The 15,137-nt window shown below is 72.0% G+C and carries 12 protein-coding genes; 5 read left to right on the forward strand and 7 right to left on the reverse strand.

What is annotated here, in order from left to right; genetic code table 11:
• Window positions 1-137 precede the first annotated feature (137 nt).
• Window positions 138-1,910 (reverse strand): SDR family oxidoreductase, encoded by a 1,773-nt coding sequence (locus tag AC07FJ_RS15765; RefSeq protein ID WP_479049293.1) that lies wholly within the window; start codon window positions 1,908-1,910, stop codon window positions 138-140.
• A complete protein-coding gene (locus AC07FJ_RS15770; RefSeq protein ID WP_479049295.1) occupies window positions 1,910-2,767 on the reverse strand; it encodes a M24 family metallopeptidase in 858 nt (285 codons plus the stop codon). Before AC07FJ_RS15770 ends, AC07FJ_RS15765 begins: the two co-directional genes overlap by 1 nt.
• A 219-nt stretch (window positions 2,768-2,986) precedes the next feature.
• On the opposite strand from AC07FJ_RS15770, the gene AC07FJ_RS15775 reads away from it, so the two are divergent.
• From AC07FJ_RS15775 to lpdA, 5 genes are all read left to right on the forward strand, one after another.
• Window positions 2,987-3,955 (forward strand): ABC transporter ATP-binding protein, encoded by a 969-nt coding sequence (locus tag AC07FJ_RS15775; RefSeq protein WP_479049518.1) that lies wholly within the window; start codon window positions 2,987-2,989, stop codon window positions 3,953-3,955.
• A complete protein-coding gene (locus AC07FJ_RS15780; protein ID WP_479049297.1) occupies window positions 3,952-4,878 on the forward strand; it encodes an ABC transporter permease in 927 nt (308 codons plus the stop codon). Before AC07FJ_RS15775 ends, AC07FJ_RS15780 begins: the two co-directional genes overlap by 4 nt.
• Window positions 4,879-4,927: 49 nt before the next feature.
• Complete coding sequence (locus AC07FJ_RS15785) at window positions 4,928-5,839, forward strand: ABC transporter ATP-binding protein (RefSeq protein ID WP_479049299.1); 912 nt, start codon at window positions 4,928-4,930, stop codon at window positions 5,837-5,839.
• A 16-nt stretch (window positions 5,840-5,855) separates the two neighbouring features.
• Window positions 5,856-6,575, forward strand: coding sequence for an ABC transporter permease subunit (locus AC07FJ_RS15790; protein ID WP_479049301.1), 720 nt, complete (start codon window positions 5,856-5,858; stop codon window positions 6,573-6,575).
• Between the two features lie 91 nt (window positions 6,576-6,666).
• Entirely contained in the window at window positions 6,667-8,070 is a 1,404-nt protein-coding gene (gene lpdA / locus AC07FJ_RS15795; protein WP_479049303.1) for a dihydrolipoyl dehydrogenase, read from the forward strand.
• Between the two features lie 210 nt (window positions 8,071-8,280).
• On the opposite strand, the gene AC07FJ_RS15800 is transcribed toward lpdA, so the two are convergent.
• The 5 genes from AC07FJ_RS15800 to AC07FJ_RS15820 all read right to left on the reverse strand — a co-directional run bounded on the left by AC07FJ_RS15800 (window position 8,281) and on the right by AC07FJ_RS15820 (window position 15,133).
• Window positions 8,281-9,102 (reverse strand): HAD family hydrolase, encoded by an 822-nt coding sequence (locus AC07FJ_RS15800; protein WP_361424030.1) that lies wholly within the window; start codon window positions 9,100-9,102, stop codon window positions 8,281-8,283.
• Window positions 9,099-10,376 (reverse strand): serine--tRNA ligase, encoded by a 1,278-nt coding sequence (gene serS / locus AC07FJ_RS15805; protein ID WP_479049305.1) that lies wholly within the window; start codon window positions 10,374-10,376, stop codon window positions 9,099-9,101. The genes AC07FJ_RS15800 and serS overlap by 4 nt, the downstream gene beginning before the upstream one ends.
• 625 nt (window positions 10,377-11,001) lie before the next feature.
• Window positions 11,002-11,937 carry a prephenate dehydratase gene (gene pheA / locus AC07FJ_RS15810; RefSeq protein WP_361424024.1) on the reverse strand — a complete coding sequence of 312 codons (936 nt, stop codon included), beginning with the start codon at window positions 11,935-11,937 and terminating at the stop codon, window positions 11,002-11,004.
• A gap of 56 nt (window positions 11,938-11,993) precedes the next feature.
• Window positions 11,994-13,238 (reverse strand): iron uptake transporter deferrochelatase/peroxidase subunit, encoded by a 1,245-nt coding sequence (gene efeB / locus AC07FJ_RS15815; RefSeq protein ID WP_479049520.1) that lies wholly within the window; start codon window positions 13,236-13,238, stop codon window positions 11,994-11,996.
• On the reverse strand, window positions 13,235-15,133 hold the full coding sequence (locus AC07FJ_RS15820) for a copper resistance protein CopC (RefSeq protein WP_479049307.1): 1,899 nt from the start codon (window positions 15,131-15,133) through the stop codon (window positions 13,235-13,237). The genes efeB and AC07FJ_RS15820 overlap by 4 nt, the downstream gene beginning before the upstream one ends.
• Between the last annotated feature and the right edge of the window lie 4 nt (window positions 15,134-15,137).

Below are 15,137 nucleotides of genomic sequence, written 5' to 3' on the forward strand. Positions count from 1 at the left end.
GGCTCCCTCCTCCGCCTTGCGATCCGTCCCCTCGGCCCCAAGGGGCCTGGGGAGACCCCATGCACCAGACCCCGCTCCCTGACCCGGCCTGATCGACAAGACACCCCCTCGCGAGGGATGGTACGACCGGACCCGGACTACACCGGAGGCTTCACCCGGGCCAGCGCCCGCAGGCCGCGGGGCGCGAGGCGGGAGAGCAGGTGGGCGCCCCGGGCCTCCGGGGTGACCGGCACCACCGCCCGGTTCGCGGCGACGGCGCGCAGGATCGCGTCGGCGACCTTCTCCGGTGGGTAGTTGCGCAGCCCGTACAGCCTGGCCGTCCGCTTCTGCCGGCGCTTCTCCTCGTCCTCCGACACCCCGGCGAAGCGCGCGGTGGCGGTGATGTTGGTGTTCACGATGCCCGGGCAGATCGCCGTGACCCCGATGCCCTGCCCGGCCAGCTCGGCGCGCAGGCACTCGCTGAGCATCAGCACCGCCGCCTTGGACGCGCTGTACGCGGGCAGTTCGCGGGAGGGCTGGAAGGCGGCCGCCGAGGCGATGTTGACGATGTGGCCGCCCTGCCCCCGCTCGGCCATCTGCCGGCCGAACAGCCGGCAGCCGTGGATGACGCCCCACAGATTGACGTCGAGGACCTTCCTCCAGTCCTCGCTCGTCGTGTCGAAGAAGGAACCGGCCATGCCGATGCCGGCGTTGTTCACGAGCACGTCCACCGTGCCGTACTCGGCGGCGACCTTCTCGGCGAGCTTCTCCATGGCCTGCTCGTCGCTGACGTCCACCACCTCGGCCCAGGCCCGCGGCGCCCCGATCAGCCGCGCCAGCTCGGCCGTGCGGGCCGCGCCTTCCGCGTCCCGGTCGACCGCCACCACCCGCGCGCCCGCCTCGGCGAACGCGAAGGCGGTGGCCCGCCCGATGCCGCCCGCCGCCCCGGTGACCAGGACCAGCTGCCCGCCGAACCGGTCGGCGTACGGCCGCCCGGAGGCCACCGGGTCCGGCAGCTCGGCGCCCTGGTCCCGCTCCTCGTGGGCCGTCACGAACTCGGTGATCCACGCGGCCAGCTGGTCCGGCCGGGTCCGCGGCACCCAGTGCCTGGCGGGCAGGGTGCGCCGCACCAGCCTCGGGGCCCACGCGCCGAGGCCGTCGTAGAGCCGCTCCGACAGGAAGACGTCACCGGTCGGCACGATCAGCTGCACGGGTGCGTGGGCGTACGCGTCGGAGCGCGGGTGCCGCAGCCGGGCCCGGACGTTGTCCCGGTACAGCCAGGCGCCGTGTGCCGCGTCCGAGGGCAGGGACGCGGTCGGATAGCCGGTGTCCGGCAGCTTCTCGACGCGGCGCAGGAGCGCCGGCCACCGCTTGCCGAGCGGCCCGCGCCAGGCCAGCTCCGGCAGCTTCGGCGTGTGCAGCAGGTACACGTACCAGGACTTCGCGCCCTGGCCGAGGAGTTGGCCGACCCTGCGCGGGGTGGGCCGGGTCATGCGCTGCTTGATCCAGTGGCCGAAGTGGTCCAGGGACGGGCCGGACATCGAGGTGAAGGAGGCGATCCGGCCCTCGGCGCGCTTCACCGTGACGAACTCCCACGACTGGACCGAGCCCCAGTCGTGCCCGACCAGGTGCACCGGCCGGTCCGGGCTGACCGCGTCCACGACCGCCAGGAAGTCGTCGGTGAGCTTCTCCAGCGTGAACCCGCCGCGCAGTGGCTTCGGCGCGCTCGACCGGCCGTGGCCGCGTACGTCGTACAGCACGACGTGGAAGTCGTCGGCGAGCCGGGACGCGACCTCCGACCACACCTCCTTGGAGTCCGGGTAGCCGTGGACCAGCACCACCGTCGGCCGGGACGGATCCCCCAGCTCGGCGACGCACAGCTCGATCCCGCCCGTACGGACCCAGCGCTCCCGCGCGTTCAGCGACGTCATCACTCACCCTCCGCCCAGCGCCGCACGTGCGGCAGATCGTCGTCCAGCCAGAACGCGCTCTCCTCCGGGTCCCGCGAGTCCGTGACCACCAGCAGCTCCTCGAACTTCGCCCCCGTCCCCCGGAAGCCGAGGTGCGGTTCGACCGCCCACAGCCCCGGCCGCGGCGGGTGGTCGGAGAACCGGTACGGGGACCACAGCGGCGACCAGCCGTCCCGGTGGCCGTGCAGGGCGTCGCTCGCCAGCCCCTTCAGCGACTGCGTACCGAAGCCGAAGAGCGTCGGGGACCAGCGGCGCTCCTTGACCCGGTCGACCTTGTGGGCGATCACGCCGAAGGGGTAGGCGCGGTGCCGGTTGGCGTACCCCTGCCGCACCATCAGCCGGTCGACGTCCTCGTAGATCTCCCGCAGCGGGCGCCGCTCGCGGACCTCGCGCAGGATCAGCTCACGGTGCTCGCGCAGGTCGGCCAGGAGCTTGTCGTGGACCGGGTTGAGGCCGAGGCAGCCCGAGTACCCGATGTCGGCGGTGAAGCCCTTGTACACCGGCGCCATGTCGAGGATGAACGGCATCCCCGCCTCCAGCCGCCGGTTCGTGGGGAAGAACTGCAGCGGTACCCGGAAGTTCACGAACGCCGTGCGGTCGCCGAACCAGGCGAAGGGGAGGTGGAACCAGTCCCGTACGCCCCGCTCGCGCAGCCACGCGCGCTGCATCCGCGCCGCCTCGCGCTCGGTCACGCCCGGTTCGAGCCGCGCGGCGACCGCTTCGGCGCACTCGTACGCCAGGCGCTGCACTTCCCTGAACCCGCGCAGCTCCGTGTCGCGTTCCAGCGCCGAATCTGCCGAAGAACCCGCTGTGGCCATGCCGCCCGCCCGTCCGTCTGTGTGCCGTACGCGGTCGTAACTTGACACTGATGAATGTGACAATGCCCGGCGGCTGCGTCAAGGGTCGTGCACCGCCTGTGGAAAACCCGGCGCCAGGGCGGGGGCCCCTACGGGCCCGTACGCCTTGAGTCGGACACCGATCCAGCCGCCAGGTCTGACGTCCGATGTGGTGTGCGCCACTACCGTCGAAGCGTGACTGTGATCGCGACCGAAAGCCTCAGCAAGCGGTTCCCCCGGGTGACCGCTCTCGACCGGCTCTCCCTGGACATCGGGCCCGGTGTGACCGGACTGGTGGGTGCCAACGGAGCCGGCAAGTCCACCATGATCAAGATTCTTCTCGGGCTGTCCCCGGCGACCGAGGGCCGCGCCGAGGTCCTCGGCCTCGACGTCGCCACCAGCGGCGGCGCCATCCGCGAGCGGGTCGGCTACATGCCCGAGCACGACTGCCTGCCGCCCGACGTCTCGGCCACCGAGTTCGTCGTCCACATGGCGCGCATGTCCGGCCTGCCGCCCGCCGCGGCGCGCGAGCGCACCGCCGACACCCTGCGCCACGTCGGTCTGTACGAGGAGCGCTACCGCCCCATCGGCGGCTACTCGACCGGCATGAAGCAGCGGGTGAAGCTCGCCCAGGCCCTGGTCCACGACCCGCAGCTGGTACTGCTCGACGAGCCGACCAACGGCCTGGACCCGGTCGGCCGCGACGAGATGCTCGGCCTGATCCGCCGCGTGTACACCGACTTCGGCATCTCGGTCCTGGTCACCTCCCACCTCCTCGGCGAGCTGGAACGCACGTGTGACCACGTCGTCGTCATCGACGGCGGCCGACTGCTGCGCTCCAGCTCCACCAGCGACTTCACCCAGGTCACCACGACCCTCGCGGTCGAGGTCACCGACTCCGACACCCACCCCGACGGCACCGCGGCGCTGCGCGAGGCGCTCACGGCGGCCGGAATCAGCCTCCACGCGCGCGTGGAGGACGGTCTGCCGGGCGCCGGGCACATCCTGCTCCTGGAGGCGACCGGCGAGGAGACGTACGACACCGTGCGCGACACCGTCGCCGAGCTCGGCCTCGGGCTCGTACGGATGGAACAGCGCCGGCACCACATCGCCGAGGTCTTCCGGCCGGAAGCCACCGCTGCCGAACCCCTGGAGGCGCAGGCCCGATGAGTGCCGAAACCCAGAGCCAGACCCAGCCCCCGTCCCAGACCCAGCCCCCGTCCCAGACCCAGATCCACAACATTGGCTACCGCAGCTACGACGGGCCGCGCCTCGGCCGCGCGTACGCGCGCCGCTCGCTCTTCTCGCAGTCGCTGCGCGGCGCGTACGGACTGGGCCGCAGCGCCAAGTCCAAGGTCCTGCCGATGATCCTCTTCGCGGTGATGTGCATCCCCGCGCTGGTCGTCGTCGCCGTGGCCGTCACGACCAAGATGTCGCAACTCCCCATGGAGTACACCCGGTACGCGATCTTCACGCAGGCGCTCATCGGTCTCTACCTGGCCGCCCAGGCGCCCCAGTCCGTCTCGCGCGACCTGCGGTTCAAGACCGTTCCGCTGTACTTCTCCCGCCCCATCGAGCGCGTCGACTACGTGCTCGCCAAGTACGGGGCGATGGCGTCGGCGCTGTTCATCCTGACCGCCTCGCCGCTGCTCATCCTCTACGTCGGGTCTCTGCTGGCGAAGATGGACTTCGCCGACCAGACCAAGGGCTTCGCACAGGGGTTGGTCTCCGTGGCGCTGCTGTCCCTGCTCTTCGGCGGCATCGGGCTCGTCCTGGCCGCGCTGACGCCCCGCCGCGGTTTCGGCGTCGCCGCCGTCATCGCCGCGCTCACCATCTCGTACGGCGCCGTCTCCACGCTCCAGGCCATCGCCTGGGGCACGGACTCCCTGGACGCCGTCCCGTGGCTCGGCCTGTTCTCGCCGATCACCCTCATCGACGGCGTACAGACCGCCTTCCTCGGCGCCAGCTCGTCCTTCCCCGCCGAGGCGGGGCCGGGCGCCGGGGCCGGAGCGGTGTACCTGCTGGTCGTCCTCGCGCTCATCGCCGGTTCGTACGGCGTCCTGATGCGCCGCTACCGAAAGGTCGGGCTGTGACCGCCCTCCCGTCGCCCACCACCACCCTTCCAAGGAATGGGCTGCGCCCATGAGCACTCTTTCCATCGACCACGTCTCGCGGTGGTTCGGCAATGTCGTGGCCGTCAACGACATCAGCATGACCATCGGGCCCGGCGTCACCGGGCTGCTCGGCCCGAACGGCGCCGGCAAGTCCACCCTGATCAACATGATGGGCGGCTTCCTCGCCCCCTCCACTGGCTCGGTCACCCTCGACGGCGAGCAGATCTGGCGCAACGAGTCCGTCTACCGCCGCATCGGCGTCGTACCGGAGCGGGAGGCGATGTACGACTTCCTCACCGGCCGCGAATTCGTCGTCGCCAACGCCGAGTTGCACGGCCTGGGCGCGGCCGAGGCCCAGAAGGCCCTGGCCACGGTGGAGATGGAGTACGCGCAGGACCGCAAGATCGCGACGTACAGCAAGGGCATGCGGCAGCGCGTGAAGATGGCCTCGGCCCTCGTCCACGAGCCGTCGGTGCTGCTGCTGGACGAGCCGTTCAACGGCATGGACCCGCGCCAGCGCATGCAACTCATGGAGCTGCTGCGGCGGATGGGCGCCGAGGGGCGCACGGTGCTGTTCTCGTCGCACATCCTGGAGGAGGTCGAGCAGCTCGCCTCCCACATCGAGGTCGTCGTCGCCGGACGGCACGCGGCCAGCGGCGACTTCCGCCGCATCCGGCGCCTGATGACGGACCGCCCGCACCGCTACCTGGTCCGCTCCAGCGACGACCGGGCGCTGGCGGCCGCGCTGATCGCCGACCCGTCGACCGCCGGCATCGAGGTGGACGTGACGGAAGGCGCCCTGCGCATCCAGGCGGTGGACTTCGGCCGCTTCACGGAGCTGCTGCCGCGGGTCGCCCGCGCGCACTCCATCCGGCTGCTGACGGTCTCGCCCTCGGACGAGTCCCTCGAATCGGTCTTCTCGTACCTCGTCACGGCCTGAAGGGAGCCTCACGACCATGTACAACCCCACTGTCGCCCGGCTCACCTACCGGGCCCTGCTCGGCCGCCGCCGGGCCGCGATCCTCTTCGTCCTGCCCGCGCTGCTGCTGCTCATCGCGGCGGCCGTCCGCGCCTTCAACGGCGCCGACGACCAGATCGCCGCCGACGTCCTGGGCGGGTTCGCGCTCGCCACGATGGTGCCGCTGATCGGCGTCATCGCCGGGACCGGCGCGATCGGTCCGGAGATCGACGACGGCTCGATCGTCTATCTGCTCGCCAAGCCGGTGAAGCGGCCCACCATCATCTTCACCAAGCTCATCGTGGCCATCGCCGTGACCATGGTCTTCTCGGCCGTGCCGACGTTCCTCGCCGGGCTGATCCTCAACGGCAACGGCCAACAGGTGGCGGTCGCGTACACCGTCGCCGCGCTCGTCGCCTCGATCGCGTACAGCGCGCTCTTCCTGCTCCTCGGCACGGTCAGCCGCCACGCGGTGGTCATCGGGCTCGTGTACGCGCTGCTGTGGGAGGCCCTGTTCGGCTCCCTGATCGCCGGGGCGCGCACGCTGAGCGTCCAGCAGTGGGCGCTGGCGGTGGCCGAGAAGGTCAGCGGCGAGGGGCTCATCGCCTCGGACGTCGCCCTGCCGGTGGCGACGGTGCTGCTGGCCGGGGTGACGGTGGCGGCGACCTGGTACGCGGGGCAGAAGCTGCGGACGCTGACCCTGGCGGGGGACGAGTAGGGCGTACGTCTCAACGGCGGGTGGCCGCTGCTCCCCGGGATTACTGTGGGGCCGAACGACTCGCACGCACTCACAACCTGGGGAGCAAGCCATGTCAGACCGCTTCGACGTCGTCGTACTCGGAGCAGGCCCCGGCGGATACGTCGCCGCGATCCGCGCCGCCCAGCTGGGCAAGCGCGTCGCGGTGGTCGAGGAGAAGTACTGGGGCGGTGTCTGCCTGAACGTCGGCTGCATCCCCACCAAGGCGCTGCTGCGCAACGCCGAGCTGGCGCACCTCTTCACGCACGAGGCGAAGACGTACGGCATCAAGGTCGACGGCGAGGTGTCCTTCGACTACGGCGAGGCCTTCCGGCGCAGCCGCACGGTGGCGGACGGCCGGGTCAAGGGCGTCCACTTCCTGATGAAGAAGAACAAGATCACCGAGTTCACGGGCCGGGGCACCTTCCTGGACGCGAACTCGATGCGGGTCGCGCTGGCCGACGGCGGCGAGACGACCATCTCGTTCGACCACTGCATCATCGCGACCGGCGCCACCCCGCGCCTGCTGCCGGGGACGCGCCGCAGCGAGCGCGTGGTGACGTACGAGGAGCAGATCCTCGCCGATGAGCTGCCGCGCTCGATCGTGATCGCGGGCGCGGGCGCGATCGGCATCGAGTTCGCGTACGTGCTCCACAACTACGGCGTGAAGGTCACCATCGTCGAGTTCCTGGACCGGATCGCGCCCCTGGAGGACAAGGACGTCTCGGCGGAGCTGGCGAAGCAGTACCGCAAGCTCGGCATCGACGTCCTGACCTCCACGCGCGTCGAGACGATCGACGAGTCGGGTCCGCAGGTACGGGTCACCGTGACCGGCAAGGACGGCAAGCAGCAGGTGCTGGAGGCCGACAAGGTGCTCCAGGCGATCGGCTTCGCGCCGAACGTCGAGGGCTACGGCCTGGAGAACACCGGCGTGAAGCTCACCGAGCGCGGCGCGATCGACGTCGACGGCCGCTCGCGCACCTCGGTGCCGCACATCTACGCCATCGGTGACGTGACCGCGAAGCTGATGCTCGCGCACACCGCCGAGGCGATGGGTGTCGTGGCGGCCGAGACCATCGCGGGCGCGGAGACGATGGAGCTCGACTACCCGATGATCCCGCGCGCCACCTACTGCCAGCCGCAGATCGCCAGCTTCGGCTGGACGGAGGAGCAGGCGCGGGAGAAGGGCTTCGACGTCAAGGTCGCGAAGTTCCCCTTCATGGCGAACGGCAAGGCGCACGGGCTCGGTGACACCACCGGCTTCGTGAAGCTGATCAGCGACGCGAAGTACGGCGAGATCATCGGCGCGCACCTGATCGGGCCGGACGTCACGGAGCTGCTGCCCGAGCTGACGCTGGCGCAGCAGTGGGACCTGACCGTCCACGAGGTGGCGCGCAACGTCCACGCGCACCCGACGCTGGGCGAGGCGGTCAAGGAGGCCGTGCACGGCCTCGCGGGCCACATGATCAACTTCTGAGGCCCCTCCGCATGCGGTCCCGCGGCGTCACCGGTGGTTAATCCGGTGGCGCCGCGGCGCGTGGGCGCGGGACATTGGTGGGGCGGGATCCCACCGAGACCGGGGGCGGCCGCTTCGAGCGCGCGTCCCGCGATGCGGGCCGTGCGGGCCGCCCCCACCCGGGGTCCCTGCTCAGGAGCTCTCCGGCGCGGGCGTCAGGAGCTCGATCGCTCAGGCGCCGGCCAGGAGCGCTTCCAGCGTCACCGCGATGCCGTCCGCCTCGTTCGAGGCGGTGACCTCGTGGGCCACGGCCTTCAGGTCGTCGTGGGCGTTGGCCATGGCGACGCCGTGCGCGGCCCAGGCGAACATCGGGATGTCGTTCGGCATGTCGCCGAACGCGATCGTGTCCGCGGCCTTCAGGCCCAGGCGGCGGGCCGCCAGAGAGAGGCCGGTCGCCTTGCTGAGGCCCAGGGGGAGGATCTCCACCACGCCGGGGCCCGCCATGACGACGTCGACCAGGCCGCCGACGGTCTCGCGGGCGGCGAGGGCGAGGGCGTCGTCGTCCAGATCCGGGTGCTGGATGTAGACCTTGGTCAGCGGGGCGGCCCAGACCTCGGTGGGGTCGTCGTACGCGACGTACGGCAGCGGCCCCTCCTGGACGCGGTAACCGGGGCCGACGAGGACCTCGCCGTCGAGGCCGTCGCGGCTCGCGGCGAGCGCCAGCGGGCCGACTTCCGCCTCCAGCTTGGAGAGGGCGAGGCCCGCGAGCTGGCGGTCGAGGGTCACGGAGGTCAGCAGGCGGTCCTCGCCGGCGTGGTAGACCTGCGCGCCCTGGCCGCACACCGCCAGACCGTCGTAACCGAGGTCGTCCAGTATGTGGCGGGTCCACGGGACCGCCCGCCCGGTGACGACGATGTGCGCGGCGCCCGCCGCCGTCACGGCGGCGAGCGCGTCGCGCGTACGGGCCGAGATCGACTCGTCGGAGCGCAGCAGCGTCCCGTCGAGGTCGGTCGCGACGAGTTTGTACGGGAAGCCGTACGGGCGGGAGGTCACTTGGAGACCGGCTCCAGGATCTCGCGGCCGCCGAGGTACGGGCGGAGGACCTCCGGCACGCGCACGGAGCCGTCCGCGAGCTGGTGGTTCTCCAGGAGGGCGACGATGGTGCGCGGGACCGCGCACAGCGTGCCGTTCAGGGTCGCCAGCGGCTGGACCTTCTTGCCGTCGCGCATGCGGACGGACAGGCGGCGCGCCTGGAAGCCGTCGCAGTTGGAGGCGGACGTCAGCTCGCGGTACTTGCCCTGCGTCGGGATCCACGCCTCGCAGTCGTACTTGCGCGAGGCGGACGCGCCGAGGTCACCGGTGGCGACGTCGATCACCTGGAACGGCAGCTCCAGCGAGGTCAGCCACTGCTTCTCCCACTCCAGGAGCCGCTTGTGCTCGGCCTCCGCCTCGTCGGGGGCGACGTACGAGAACATCTCGACCTTGTCGAACTGGTGCACGCGGAAGATGCCGCGCGTGTCCTTGCCGTACGTGCCGGCCTCGCGGCGGAAGCACGGCGAGAAGCCGGCGTAGCGCAGCGGCAGCTTGTCGGCGTCGATGATCTCGTCCATGTGGTACGCGGCGAGGGGCACCTCGGACGTGCCGACGAGGTAGTAGTCGTCCTTCTCCAGGTGGTACACGTTCTCGGCGGCCTGGCCGAGGAAGCCGGTGCCCTCCATGGCGCGCGGGCGCACCAGCGCCGGCGTCAGCATGGGGGTGAACCCGGCCGCCGTCGCCTGCGCGATCGCGGCGTTGACCAGCGCGAGCTCCAGCAGGGCGCCGACGCCCGTCAGGTAGTAGAAGCGCGAGCCGGAGACCTTCGCGCCGCGCTCGACGTCGATGGCGCCGAGCGCCTCGCCGAGCTCCAGGTGGTCCTTGGGCGCGAAGCCCTCGGCGCCGAAGTCGCGGATCGTGCCGTGCGTCTCCAGGACGACGAAGTCCTCCTCGCCGCCGACGGGCACGTCGGGGTGGACGAGGTTGCCGAGCTTGAGCAGGAGGCGGCGGGTCTCCTCGTCGGCTTCGTTCTGCTCGGCTTCGGCGGCCTTGACGTCCGCCTTGAGCTGCTCGGCCTTCGACAGGAGCTCGGCGCGCTCCTCGGGGGACGCCTTGGGGATCAGCTTGCCGAGCGCCTTCTGCTCGGAGCGCAGTTCGTCGAAGCGGACGCCGGACGACCTGCGCCGCTCATCGGCGGAGAGCAGGGCGTCGACGAGGTCGACGTCCTCTCCACGGGCGCGCTGGGAGGCGCGAACACGGTCGGGGTCCTCACGGAGCAGGCGAAGGTCAATCACCCCACCAGGCTACCGTCGCGTGCTCGCGCCACCCCACCCGATATCGCCGGACACTCCGTTGTGGGCTCATCTGGGAAACATGTGCGCCGAGTGACGGGTGATAAAGGGGGATTTCCTTCTCCGGAAGGAGCGATTCCGTGGGCGGGCGCACGGAGGGCGGAGCGGGTGCACGGAGGGCGAAGCGGGTCACGCGGCCGTGTGCGCGGGGGTGTTGTCCACAGGGGGCTGTCCGAATGCTGAGTTATCCACAGACTGTGCGGAAGTTCTGTGGACTCCGGAAAAGATCACAGCGAATGCGGCCATCGAACCACGGGATTCCTTGGTCAAACCCCGTTCTGGCGCTCATTCGAGTGGGAATTCAACCCCCTAAGGGGGTGATCAAGGGGATGAGGCTGACGAGGGGCGACATGGCACCCCGTGGGGGTACCTGAGGGCACCTACGGTGACTGGGGCGATTTGTCGACCTTGGCGGTGTGTGTCGGGTCTGCCGTGTCGACTTGTCCCCAGGTCGAGAAGCGGCCCTGTGGATAACTTTCGGCGCGCGGCAGCCGGGCCTCAGACCCGAGCCTCAGGCTCAAGCCCCAGCCATGCGTCCCCGAGCCTCAGGCCCGGCTCAGCCCGAGCCTCAGGCCCGGCCGTCCAGGCAGCGCGCAAGCCAGTCCGAGGCGGCCGTGAAGTCGTGGTCCGACGTCCCGGGCCGCGCGGCGCGCACCTCCTCGGGGGCCACGCCCGCGCGGGGGTACGACCCCAGGAACCGCACCTTCGGGCAGATGCGCTTCAGGCCCATCAGCGCCTCGCCGACCCGGCGGTCCGCGATGTGGCCCTCGGCGTCGATGGCGAAGCAGTAGTTGCCGATGCCGGCGCCGGTCGGGCGCGACTGGATGAGCATCAGGTTCACCCCCCGTACCGCGAACTCCTGGAGCAGCTCCAGCAGCGCGCCCGGGTGGTCGTCGCCCAGCCAGATGACGACCGACGTCTTGTCGGCGCCCGTCGGCGCGGCCGGCCGGCCGGGCCGGCCCACGAGCACGAACCGCGTCTCCGCGTTCTCGGCGTCGTGGATCTCGGTCACCAGGGCTTCCAGCCCGTACGTCGCCGCCGCGAACGCACCCGCGAAGGCGGCGTCGTACCGGCCCTCCTGCACCAGCCGGGCCCCGTCCGCGTTCGAGGCGGCCGACTCCCACACCGCCTCCGGCAGATGGGCCCGCAGCCAGTTGCGCACCTGCGGCTGGGCCACCGGGTGCCCGGTCACCGTCTTGACGTCGGACAGCTTCGTGCCGGGCCGCACCAGCAGCGCGAACGCGATCGGCAGCAGCACCTCGCGGTAGATCATCAGCGGCTCGCCGGCCGCGAGCTCGTCGAGGGTCGCGGTCACCCCGCCCTCCACCGAGTTCTCGATGGGTACGAGGGCGGCGGCGGCCTCCCCGTTGCGCACGGCGTCCAGGGCCGCCGGCACCGAGACCATCGGCACGAGCTCCCGGGTGGCGGCTTCCGGGAGCGTACGCAGGGCCGCTTCGGTGAAGGTGCCCTCGGGACCGAGATACGTATAGCGCGTGGCCGACATACCGTCACCATAGTCCGCTCGGCCCAGTCCGCCGCGAGGGCCGGTGCCCGAGGCGGCTAGCCCTCCAGCAGCCGCTGGCCCACGTACTCGCCCTCGGCCGGGCCGCCCGGGACGGCGTACAGGCCGCTCGCCTCGTGGCGGATGAAGGGCGACAGCGCGTCCCCCCGGTCCAGCTTGCGCTGCACCGGTACGAAGCCGGTCATCGGGTCGGCCTGCCAGGCGATGAACAGCAGCCCGGCGTCGGGGGTCCCGTCCGGGCCGATGCCGTCGTGAAAGGAGAACGGGCGCCGCAGCATCGCCGCGCCGCCGTTCTGCTCCGGCGCGGAGATGCGGGCGTGGGCGTTGTCGGGGATGACCAGCTTGCCGTCGGGACCCGTCTTGTCGAGGTCGAGCTCGGTGGTCTCGCTCCCGCCCGTCAGCGGGGCACCGTCCGACTTGCGGCGCCCGATGACCCGCTCCTGCCGGGCCAGGGGCAGCTTCTCCCAGTCGTCCAGCAGCATCCGGATGCGGCGCACGACGGCGTACGAACCGCCCGCCATCCACGGCTGGGGGCCGCCCTTCGGGACGAAGACCCGCTCGTCGAAGTCCGGTTCCGACGGCTTCGGGTTCCCGGTGCCGTCGACCTGGCCCATCAGGTTGCGGGCGGTCATCGGGTGGGTGGTGGCGCCCGGGGAGCGGTTGAAGCCGTTCATCTGCCAGCGCACCTTCGCGGCCGCGCCCGCCTCCCGCTGGATCACGCGCAGCGCGTGGAAGGCGACGAGCGCGTCGTCCGCGCCGATCTGCACCCACAGGTCGCCGTTCGACCGCTTCGGGTCCAGCCGGTCGGAGGAGAAGGCGGGCAGCGGGTCCAGCTGCGCCGGGCGCCGCGCCGCCAGCCCCGTACGGTCGAAGAAGGACGCGCCGAAGCCGAAGGTGACGGTCAGCGAGCAGGGTCCCGCGTCCAGGGCCACGCCGCTGTCCCCGTCGCCCACCGGCTCGCCCGCCATCAGCAGCTCGGCCGCCGCCGACCAGCGGCGCATCAACGCGGCCGCCTCCCGGCGCCCCGCGCCCGGCGCCAGGTCGAACGCCACCAGGTGGCCGCGCGCCTGCAGCGGCTGGACGATGCCCGCCTGGTGCGCGCCCCGGAACGGCACGGTGGCCCGGCCCACCGCCGCCAGCGGTGTGCCCGGCTCCGCGCCGGACGTGGCGGCGTAGGTGGCGGCGCCGCCGGCCGCGCCCAGCACCAGCCCGGTCGCGCCGGCCGCCCCGACGGTGCCGAGCAGCCGTCGCCTCGAGAGTTCCAGGTGGTCGTTCACGGTCAGCCGATCTTCACGTTCTTGTCGATGGTGGTCTGGTCGATGTCGGAGGTGCGCACGGTGACCTGGAGCCGCCACTCGCCGGGCATCGGGATCTGTACGCCCTCGGCGCTCCAGTGTCCTGCCGCGACCCGGTCCGGTGTGATGGGCAGCGGGCCGATCTGCTGGGCGTCCAGGGTGAAGGACACCTTCAGTTCGGGGATGTCGAGGGGCCGGCCGTTCGCGTCGTCGACGAAGACGTGCAGGGCGTTCGCGCCGGAACGGGCGGGCGTGAGGCTGATCCGTACGGTGCCCTTTCCGTTCACGCCGCCCGTGTCGAAGAGCAGCCGCAGGTCGACGGGCCGGTTCGGTACGGGGGCGGTCGCCGCCGGCTGCGTACGCCCCGCTCCCGCCTCCTCCTCCGTACGGCCCGGCTCGGTCGTCGTCAGCACGGTCGTGACGGCGAGCAGGACGACGGCGATGGCCGCCTCGGCGAGGACGGAGCGGCGCAGCCCGGCGCGCCCCGGGTCGGCGTCGCGCGACCGCTTGGCGCGGGCGGCCGCCACGGCGGCCCGCTGGCGGGCGAGCTGGGCGGCCCGCTCGCCGTCCTCCGGCACGGTGACCGGCTCCTCCTCCTGCGCCTCTTCCGCTTCCTCCTCTTCGGGCCGGGCGGCCGGCGTCTCCGCCAGCCGCCCCGTCCAGCGCCGCGAGGTCCACGCGACCCCGACGAGCACGGCGACCAGCGCGACCTTGACCAGCAGCAGCCGCCCGTACGAGGTGCCGGTCAGCGCCGACCAGGAGCCGACCTGCCGCCACGACTGGTAGATCCCGGTCGCGGCGAGGACCACCACGGACCCGAACGCGAGCCGCGAGAACCGCCGTACCGCCGCCCGCTCGATCGACGGGTGGCGGTACAGCGTGACGAGCAGCGCGGCGAGCCCGCCCAGCCAGGCGGCCATCGCCAGCAGGTGCAGGACGTCGACGGGCATCGCGATGCCCGGCTGGAGCCCGGCGGAGGCGTGCTCGGAGAGCGCCCAGGTGCCCGCGATGCCGGCGGCGATGACCGTGCCGCCGATCGCGAGCCCGAAGGTCAGGTCCTTCGTCTGCGCCTCGTCGTCGTTCCGCGCGTACGCGCCGAAGAGCACGGCCACGAAGAGCGCCGCCGCGCCGAGCAGCAGCAGCCGTGAGACGAGCGCGGCGCCCGTCTTGGTCTCCAGGACGGTGCCGAGCGCGCCCAGGTCGAAGGCGTCGGCGAGGGACCCCGACGCCGTGTACGGCGCGCGCAGCAGCAACAGCGCGAGCGTGGCGGCGGTCAGCGCCAGCCAGCCGCGTACGACGAGCCGCTGCAGCGGACGCACCGAGGCGCCGCGCGGCCAGCAGGCCAGGATGAAGGCGGCGCCACCCGCCAGCAGTATGTAACCGGCGTACGAGACATAGCGCGCGATGTCGTACAGGACGCCGACGGCACCGCCGCCCGCCTCCTGCCGCGGCAGCGCGACGCTCGTCTTCGACGGCGCTCCGATGGAGAAGGTGAACGCGCCGGCGATCGGGTGGCTGTCGGCGGAGACGGCGCGCCAGGCGACGGTGTACGTGCCGTTCGGCAGCCCGGCGTGCAGGTCGACGCCGTAGCGGACGACCGCTCCGGTGCTCAGGTCGCGCAGCTTCTTGGTGTCGGCGCGCTTGCCGCTCGGTTCGAGGACCCGGATCGAGTCGTCGTCCATGGCGACCTGCTCGGAGAAGGTGAGCGTGACGCCCTTGGGTGCGGTGGCGACCACCGCCCCGTCCTTCGGGTCGCTCCCGGTCAGTGCGGCGTGCGCGGAGGCGGGTGCCGCGCCGGTGAACAGCGCGCCGAGCAGCACGGCCGTGACGAGCAGCAGCCGGGACAACCCGCGCGGCCGGGACAGGGCGGTGGTGGCTGTCATGGTG

The sequence above is a fragment of the Streptomyces sp. NPDC045998 genome (assembly GCF_056430285.1).